The organism is Acetobacter estunensis, from assembly GCF_011516945.1.
GTDB lineage: Bacteria > Pseudomonadota > Alphaproteobacteria > Acetobacterales > Acetobacteraceae > Acetobacter > Acetobacter estunensis.
In genome coordinates this window covers 1-608 of sequence record NZ_WOTH01000112.1, presented here as the reverse complement: position 1 = coordinate 608, position 608 = coordinate 1, and the positions used below count along the sequence as shown (strand labels likewise).

The 608-nt window shown below is 60.7% G+C and carries 1 protein-coding gene; it reads right to left on the bottom strand.

Features of this window, described 5'->3' with window-relative positions; all coding sequences use genetic code 11:
* The coding region (locus tag GOB87_RS16515) for an IS5 family transposase (protein WP_166319207.1) at positions 1-564 on the bottom strand (564 nt) is incomplete at its 3' end.
* Positions 565-608: the final 44 nt, after the last annotated feature.

Here is a 608-nt window from a genome sequence, read left to right as displayed (position 1 = left end):
CAGGTGCTTCACCCAGGGCCAGCGTTTACGGATCGCATCCAGGATCATCTGTGCGCCTGCGCTGTCGGAGATGTCGGCCGGTGTCAGGTTGAGCATCAGCAGGCGCCCGTCCGTATCGACGGCGATATGCCGCTTGCGCCCGACCACTTTCTTGCCGGCGTCATAACCCCTTGTCTTTGCATGAGGCGCCTTGACGCTTTGGCTGTCGATCACCCCGGCCGACGGACTGGCTTCACGACCCATCCGCTCCCGATCGAGCATCAATTCAACATCGTGGATCGTCTGAAACAGGAAACGCCGCGCCAGTTCCCGGAACCAGCCATAGACCGTTCGCCAATGCCCGAAATGGATCGGCAACATTCGCCAGCCACAGCCCGAGCGGACCAGATAGCGCACCGCGTTGATCACTTCGCGGAATTCAATTTCCCGCGGACGTCCCATGCGCCCAGGCTCAGGCATCAGTGGCGCGATCCGCGCCCATTCCTCATCCGTCATGTCAGACGGATAGCGCTTCGTCTTGCGGGTGATACTGGCCATCCGGCCTCTCTGCTCTGGCGTCCACATCCAGGGCTTGAATCACACCCTCACCGAATTTCCAAACAGGCTCT